Source organism: Streptomyces albidus (ex Kaewkla and Franco 2022) (genome assembly GCF_013870515.1).
Taxonomy (GTDB): domain Bacteria; phylum Actinomycetota; class Actinomycetes; order Streptomycetales; family Streptomycetaceae; genus Streptomyces; species Streptomyces albidus.
Window position 1 is genome coordinate 1 of record NZ_JACBXA010000278.1, and the last position, 7,049, is coordinate 7,049.

At 70.9% G+C, this 7,049-nt stretch carries 6 protein-coding genes; 1 reads left to right on the forward strand and 5 read right to left on the reverse strand.

The window, feature by feature from the left end:
• The coding region (locus H5J26_RS26480) for an ATP-grasp domain-containing protein (RefSeq protein ID WP_181768493.1) at positions 1 to 970 on the reverse strand (970 nt) is incomplete at its 3' end.
• A 224-nt stretch (positions 971 to 1,194) separates the two neighbouring features.
• Here H5J26_RS26480 and H5J26_RS26485 point away from each other — a divergent pair.
• Positions 1,195 to 2,442, forward strand: coding sequence for a glycoside hydrolase family 26 protein (locus tag H5J26_RS26485; protein WP_181768494.1), 1,248 nt, complete (start codon positions 1,195 to 1,197; stop codon positions 2,440 to 2,442).
• A gap of 26 nt (positions 2,443 to 2,468) precedes the next feature.
• On the opposite strand, the gene H5J26_RS26490 is transcribed toward H5J26_RS26485, so the two are convergent.
• From H5J26_RS26490 to H5J26_RS26505, 4 genes are read right to left on the reverse strand one after another with little or no spacing between them, the layout of a single operon-like run.
• On the reverse strand, positions 2,469 to 3,626 hold the full coding sequence (locus tag H5J26_RS26490; protein WP_181768495.1) for a GNAT family N-acetyltransferase: 1,158 nt from the start codon (positions 3,624 to 3,626) through the stop codon (positions 2,469 to 2,471).
• Positions 3,623 to 4,729: a hypothetical protein gene (locus tag H5J26_RS26495; protein WP_181768496.1), complete on the reverse strand. Its 1,107-nt coding sequence runs from the start codon at positions 4,727 to 4,729 to the stop codon at positions 3,623 to 3,625. The genes H5J26_RS26490 and H5J26_RS26495 overlap by 4 nt, the downstream gene beginning before the upstream one ends.
• Before the next feature lie 8 nt (positions 4,730 to 4,737).
• Entirely contained in the window at positions 4,738 to 5,931 is a 1,194-nt protein-coding gene (locus H5J26_RS26500; RefSeq protein ID WP_181768497.1) for a glycosyltransferase, read from the reverse strand.
• Positions 5,928 to 6,731 carry a polysaccharide deacetylase family protein gene (locus tag H5J26_RS26505; protein ID WP_181768499.1) on the reverse strand — a complete coding sequence of 268 codons (804 nt, stop codon included), beginning with the start codon at positions 6,729 to 6,731 and terminating at the stop codon, positions 5,928 to 5,930. The genes H5J26_RS26500 and H5J26_RS26505 overlap by 4 nt, the downstream gene beginning before the upstream one ends.
• Positions 6,732 to 7,049: the final 318 nt, after the last annotated feature.

The following is a 7,049-nucleotide window of genomic DNA, read 5'->3' on the forward strand; positions in this document are numbered from 1 at the left end:
TGGTGACCAGCGCCGACAGAAGGGCGTAGTTCTCGGCGACGAACACCCGGCCGGGACCACCGCGCCGTTCGGGCACGGCACGTCCGGTGAGGTGCAGGTGCTGCGCGCGTACGACGTCCATCCCGGAGTCGTCGGCGAACAGCCGGAACTGAGCGCCGGGCCGCGGGTTGAAGTCCAGCAGGTGGTACGCGCCGGTGTCGGCGTCCATCCTGAAGTCGAGGTCGAGGATGCCGCGGTAGTCGATCTCGGCGGCGAGCCTTGCCGCTGCTTCCTCCACCTCCCTGTTGGCGATCCAGGTGCCGACCGCGGTCAGCCCCGTACGAGGCGGCCATGAGCGTTCCTTACGGCCGGCGCCGCCCGCGAGGAAGACGCCCCGCCCGCCCGCGTAGCCGTGGAAGAACCAGTCCGTGCCGCGGCCTCCGGGAAGACGGCGCTGCAAGAGGAGTTGGCTTCCCGCCTCCGCACTTCGCTCGCACAGCTCGTAGGCGTCGGAGGGCGTCCGTACGAGCGTGGTGCTGCGCATGTCCTCGGGCAGGAGCCAGGGGCGGCTCCACTTCGCGATGACGGGCAGTCCCAGAGCCGCGGCCTCGTACGCCGCCTCGGCAGGGCTCGCGGGTGCCGTGGTCGTCGGGTGCGCGATGCCCGCCCTCTCGCACAGCGTTGCGAGTTCGGCCTTGTCGGCGAGCCGCCCCGGCAGATCGGGGAGCGTGTCCGGCAGCAGGTAACGGCCCGTCAGCTGTGCGGACCGCGCGGCGACTGCGATGGCGCTGCGGTCGTCCAGCGGGATGAGCACGGAGGGCCGGCCGATCGCCTCCGAAATGCGCAGCAGGGCGCGTTCCAGGTCCGCGTCGGAAGCGCCGCCCGGCGGCAGGGAGTGCACGCGGTGCAGATACCGGCAACGGTCCACCGGTCCGGGAGCCGACGCGACGGCGACGTGCACTTCGAGCCCCGCACGGCCGAGTGACCTCACAGCTCCCAGCGTTCCGTGGTGAAACGGATTGGGATCGAGTCTGACCAAAAGGACGGGGACTTCCGTGTCGTACGACGGCATGGGTATGTCCTTGCATCACGAATGGGACTAACGGGGAGAAAATCTCTCCATTGGCCTATCAGATCGCATTACACCGTTTCGTACGGTGATGTACGAGAAGCGTGTTTCGCAATCACTGTGTCGCAGCTGAGCCAGGAGGAACGATGGGGAGCCCCAAGAGCCGCACATTCAAAGGAGTTTGCGGTGGAGTCGTTGTCGCCGGCCTCCTGGCCTCCTGTAGCGTCATTCCGGTGGGATTGTCTGAATTCAAACCGCAATCTTTCATTCGGAACGCGGAGAAGACCGGGGATCGCTCCGACGCATCCTCCAAGTCGTCGTCATCCGGAGCCGCGCCCGAGGCAGCGCCCTTGCTTCCGCCCGTCGGCGCGTTCCTGCGCTCCGACCCGTCAGGCATCGGGCGCATTCAGGAGCTGGAATCCTGGCTCGGCGGCACGGATCTGAGGGTGGGTCACACCTATCTGCCCGGCGACCTGTGGTCCAACATCGAGGGGCAGCCGCGCTTCCTCGAGCCGTGGGCGCGGTGGCGCCAGGCGCAGAAAGACCGTCTGTTCGTGCTCAACGTGCCCATGCAGGAGCGCAACGAGGACGGCCTCCCCGACGACGAGGTGCGAACGCTGCTGCGCGCCGGGGCCTCCGGCCGGTTCGACTCCCACTTCCGCACACTGGCCGAGCGTCTGGTCCAGCAGAAGGTCCCGGACACCGTGATCGTGCTCGGCTGGGAGATGAACGGACTGACCTACACCCACCGTTGTGGGCCCGACCCGGAGGCGTGGAAGAGCTACTGGCGGCGCATCGTCACCGCGATGCGGTCGGTGCCCGGACAGGACTTCCGCTTCGACTTCACGCCCAGCCGCGGCAAGGACGCCTTCCCCTGGACGGAGTGCTACCCCGGCGACGACGTCGTCGACATCATCGGGATGGACACCTACGACCAGCCGTACGGCGTCCCCTTCGACACCCATGTCAACGAGCCGTACGGCCTGCAGGACCAGGTGGACTTCGCCGCCGAACACGGCAAGGCCGTCTCGTACCCGGAATGGGGACTCTTCCGCAACGGCGACAACCCGGAGTACGTCCGCCGGATGCTCGACTGGTTCGACGAGCACAAGCCGCTCTACCAGACGATCACCGACTACTGCCCCCACGGCGTGTGGCAGTGCACGCACAACGCCAACTCTTCGGAGGCGTACCGAGCCGCGTTCTACGGGCGTCCCGGCAGGCCTTCCCCCACGCCCGCGCCCTCACCGCAGGAGACGACTCCGGGGCCGTCCGCTCCGGAGACCCGCCCCGCCCCGCCGGCGCTGCCGACGAGGCATCCCAGGAACGACGACGACTGCTTCCGGGTCGGCGACGAGTGCATCCCGTTCGACGATCTGCTGCCCGACTGGTGATCCCCCCCCCGGGGACGGCGGGTGACTTACCCCGCCGTCCCCTCCGTCTCCGTCCTGGCGCCGTTCGGACGGCTCCGCCAGCTCCACCCGCCTGCCGCGCGCTGCCGCACCATCTCGGCGGCGAAGGCCCTTCCGGCGATCTGCGCCGTGTGCAGCCCCAGCGCCGGCGCCAGTTGACGACGTGACAGCACGAAGCGCTGATTGGCGACGGACTCGCCCTGCCACCGGAGCTTGTGCGGCTCCGACCCGCGCATCAGATTCAGCGTCGCGCGGCCGCTGCTGTCCGCGTACGAGGCGTTGTTCCGCAGCAGCATCGTGGTGATGTCCACCTTCTCGGCACGCAACCGGGGGTCGGCGCCGTAGAGGTAGCCGCAGACCATGTCGGGGGAGGTGAGGGAGATCTCCGCCGCGACGGTCTCGCCGCCCAGCCGGTACTCGGTGACCAGCGCGTCTCCGCTGCCCGCCAACTCCCGTACCGCACGCTCCAGATGAGCGCGGAAACGGGGCAGCAGATGCTCGGGCGTCACCCCGCGTCCCTCCCACTGCATCGCGTGCAGGCGAAGCATGGTGGGTACGGAAGCGGCCGCCTCCGAAGGCGGGACCCGGTACTCCGTGATGCCCATCTTGTCGATCTTGCGCAGCTTCCGGCGGGTCCGTTTCGCGCTCGGAGCCGGAAGGCGGTCGAGCAGGGACTCCATGGAGACGCCCGGCAGTTCCAGGCACACGGAGTCCCGCAGCCGCTGACGAGAACCCTGCCACGCGTCGTACAGCCGCTCGGCGGCAGCGCCGGGACGCACCTCGCGCAGGTCGATCACCGCACCGCGAGCCGTCTGATGGAGGGCCCGGGCGAGAGAGCGCGCCGCTTGCGGATGGCCGTCGTCCAGCAGCACGTCGCAGAAGTCGGTGATGGCTCCGCCGAGCGCGACGAGTGTGGGCAACGGGCGGTACGTGAGCATCATCGGTGCCGCGGCGACGAGTTCACCGCCACTGTGCACCAGTACGACACGGAGCCGTCCGGGCCTGCCGTAGGAGAGCCACCACGAATGCAGCCAGGCGTGGCTCTGGAAGGCCGTGGCCGGGCGGCAGCGCCGCCGCAGGTCTTCCCACTGTCCGGCGAGTTCGCCGAACTCCTGCGGGTCGCGGCAGACCGTCACCCGCGTCTCGTGTGCGACGGCCGTCGTCATCGCACCGTCTCCGTCCCCTTGTCGCCGCCCGCGTGTGCCTCGTCGCGCGCACCGGAGTCGCCGTTCTCCGCGAGCCCCGGGACGGTGACGTTCGTGGCGGACGGGCGGCGTCCCCACTGCGGCCGGGTGAGGAGCACGAGCCCGCCGATCAATCCGCCGGCGCAGGCGCCCACGGAGATGGAGACGGCGGCGGAGGGGGAGACCGGAGCGGCCGGCGCGACGGCCTCGGAGAGAACGGTCAGCCGGGCGCCGGTCCGCTTCACCGACTCCCGGGCCGTACCCCGCAGGGCCTTCGCGACCGCGTCGGCGTTCTTGGCCGCCTGCGTGGCGCTGGAGGAGGTCGCCGTGATCTGGACCATCGGGGCGTCGGGCGAGGTGCTGGCCTGGATGCCTTCACGGAGCGTCCCCCGGCGCAGGTGTGCGTCCGACTCGGCCTCGGCGAGGATGACGGCGTCGGTCGCGATCTTGCCGTACGCCTGCGCGTAGCCGAGGGCCGCGGCCGCCTCCGACTGCCCGTCGGGCGAGACGACCACGTAGCTGACGGCTGCGTACTGCGGAGGCGTCACCTTGGCGTAGGCCCCGCCGCCGACGGCTCCGATCGCGAGGCACAGCGGAAGCGGCCACCAGCGGGGTACGCGCCTGAGCCAACCTCGCAGGTCGCGGCGGGCCCGGGAGGTGGACCGCGAAGGGGCGGGGGAGGGCGCGCGGTACGGCCTGGAACCCGGCTTGACCGTGCTCTCGGCCACCGTTCCGGTGCGGATCCTGGTGGTGGGCTTGACCGTGACGGTCTTGTCCGCGCTGGAGGGGCGGGTGACGGACTTGGTCTCCCCGGTCTCCGTCGTCTCCGCGGCCTCCGCCTTCGTGCCCGCCGTTGCCTGCCCGGCAGCCTGCGTGGCCTCTGCGGACTCCTTCGCCCCCGTGGCCTCGGTGGACTTCTCGGTCTCCGCGCTCTCGTCGGTGGCGGTGCCGGTGCTCGTGCTGGTCGCCGAGCGGGCGGTGCGGCTCGCACCTCCACCGCGAGAGGACCGGTTCGAGCGCGTCGAGCGGGACGTCGGGCCGCCCGCGGTACGGGACTTGGATGCTCCCTGTGCGGCTTTGGACATGGCAGAACTCACCTCGTTGTCAGCGGAACGGAAGACGGCGCCGGAGCGGGAGCCACCGCGGGCGGCGCCGGTGCGGGCAGTTGCTTCGTGCCGGTCGCGGCGCGGTAGACGGCCATCAGCCGCTCAGCGCTGCGTTCGATGTCGTAGCGGTCGACGACGGGCGGCACCGGCAGCCGTACGGCGCCGACAGCCGCGTACTCCCGCAGGGTCGCGGTGAGTTCGGGGACGCTGGTGCCGATGCGGTGTGCGCCCGGCGCCTGGTCGGAGGGCAGGTCGTCGACGGCGGGACAGGTGACGTGCAGCGCGGGGAGACCCGAGGCGAGCGCCTCGAGCACGGCCAGCCCGAACGCCTCCTCGGAAGACGGCGACACGAAGATGTCCATGGCCGCCAGTACGTCCGGCACCTCGTGCGTGCCGCCGCCGGCGGAGGCCACCGTCCCGTCGCACTCGCCCAGCAGGTGGATGCGGTCGTCCGCGCCGAGCGCGAGGGCGATGGCCTGGAGCGTGTCGCGCTCCGGCCCGTCACCGGCCAGCACCAGATGGACGCCGGGCAGTACGGCCACGGCCCGTACGAGCGTCTCGAAGTGCTTGCCGGGCACGAGCCTTCCCACCCCGCCCACCACGTAGGTGCCCTCCGGGATGCCGAGCCGCGCACGTGTGACGGCGCGCGCCACAGGGTCGAAACGGAAGCGCCGAGCGTCGATTCCGTTGGGCACCGTGTGCACGCGCGACGGGTGCACCCCCCAGCGCCGGAGCCGTTGGGCGACGGTCTCCGACACGGCGACCGTGGTGGTGCCGAGCCGCTCGGAGGCCAGATACATCGCGCGGACCCCCGCGCTGAGCCGACGGCCCTCGATCTCCTTGTCGCCGAGGGAGTGTTCGGTGGCGACCACCGCCCGTACGCCCGCCAGCCGTGCCGCGAGACGCCCGTACAGACATGCGCGGTAGAGGTGGGTGTGCACGAGGTCGTAGCCGCCGTCGCGGATCAGCTGGACGAGCAGCGGCATGACCGTCACGTCCAGGTTTCCCGTCATGCCCAGGTGAGTGACGCGGTTGCCGTCGGCGAGGATGCCTTCGGCGACGGCTCCGGGCGCGGTGAGGGTGAAGACGTCGCAGCGGACGGGCAGATGCCGGAGCATCAGCCGCAGTTGCTGCTCGGCTCCGCCGACACCGAGCCCTGTGATGATGTGCGCGACTTTCATCGGTTGCCGCCACCTGCGCTTTCCGTGGAGTCCTCCGGGCTGTTCCTCGTCACGTCCTGGGGGGCCTCGGGAGCGATGGGTCTCCCGGTCCCGTCGGAGGGGCCCTGTCCCGGCGTCTCCGGCAGGGGCTTGCGGCGAAGGGGATGCAGCGCCCGCTTCAGAAACATCCGCACCGAGGTGTCGGAGGCGTCGACGTGCACCCGCGGCAGGGCGTGCACCCCGGTGAGCGGGCCCGGGTCGATGGCGCAGGCGTAGCCGTATCCGGCAGCCCGCACGCCCTCTACGGCTCTCGCGTCGACCGTTCCGTACGGATAGCAGAACCCGTCCGGAGCGGTGCCGGTGATGTCGGCGAGCAGGGTGCGGCTGTGCCGGGTCTCCCGCTCCAGCGTGGCGTCGTCGGCGGTGGTCAGATCGGTGTGCAGCAGTCCGTGGGAGCCGATCTCCATGCCCTCGGACGCCGCCTCGCGGATGCCGTCCGCGGTCAGCAACGGCTTCCGCGGGCCGAGTTCGTCCCAGGCGTTGTCGCCGCCCAGCCTGCCGGGCAGCACGAAGACGGTGGCGGTGCAGCCGTGCCGTCGGAGCAGAGGAAGGGCCGTCTCCACGAAGTCGGTGTAGCCGTCGTCGAAGGTCAGCCCGACGAGTCCGGCACCGCCCCCCGCCGCCCGTGCACGCAACAGCTCACCGACGCTCACGCCCGACAGGCCGCGGTCGCGCAGCCATCGCAGCTGACGGTCCAGCCGGTACGGGGAGACCGTGATCCGGTACGGATCGTCGGTGCAGCTGGAGACCGAGTGGTACATCAGCACCCAGGGAGGCCTCCGTCGCTGCGAACTCGCGGTCGCCGTGGACGGTGCCGTGACGGGCGCCCGTGCGGTCGCCGGAGCGGGCACACTGCGCTGAGGCTTGGGGAGGGGGAGCGGCAGGGACGGCAGACGGGTGCGGAACTCACTGGACATGGGCGAGCCTTCGTTTGACGGTGGCGAACATCTGCGGCACTTCCGGCGCCCGTACGAGATGTGCGACGGACGCGAAGACGACGAGCACGGTCACCCCGCCTGCCAGGGCCGCGGCCAGCGGATCGGGGAGGAGACGGGCCACGTAGGTGGCGTCGGCGATCT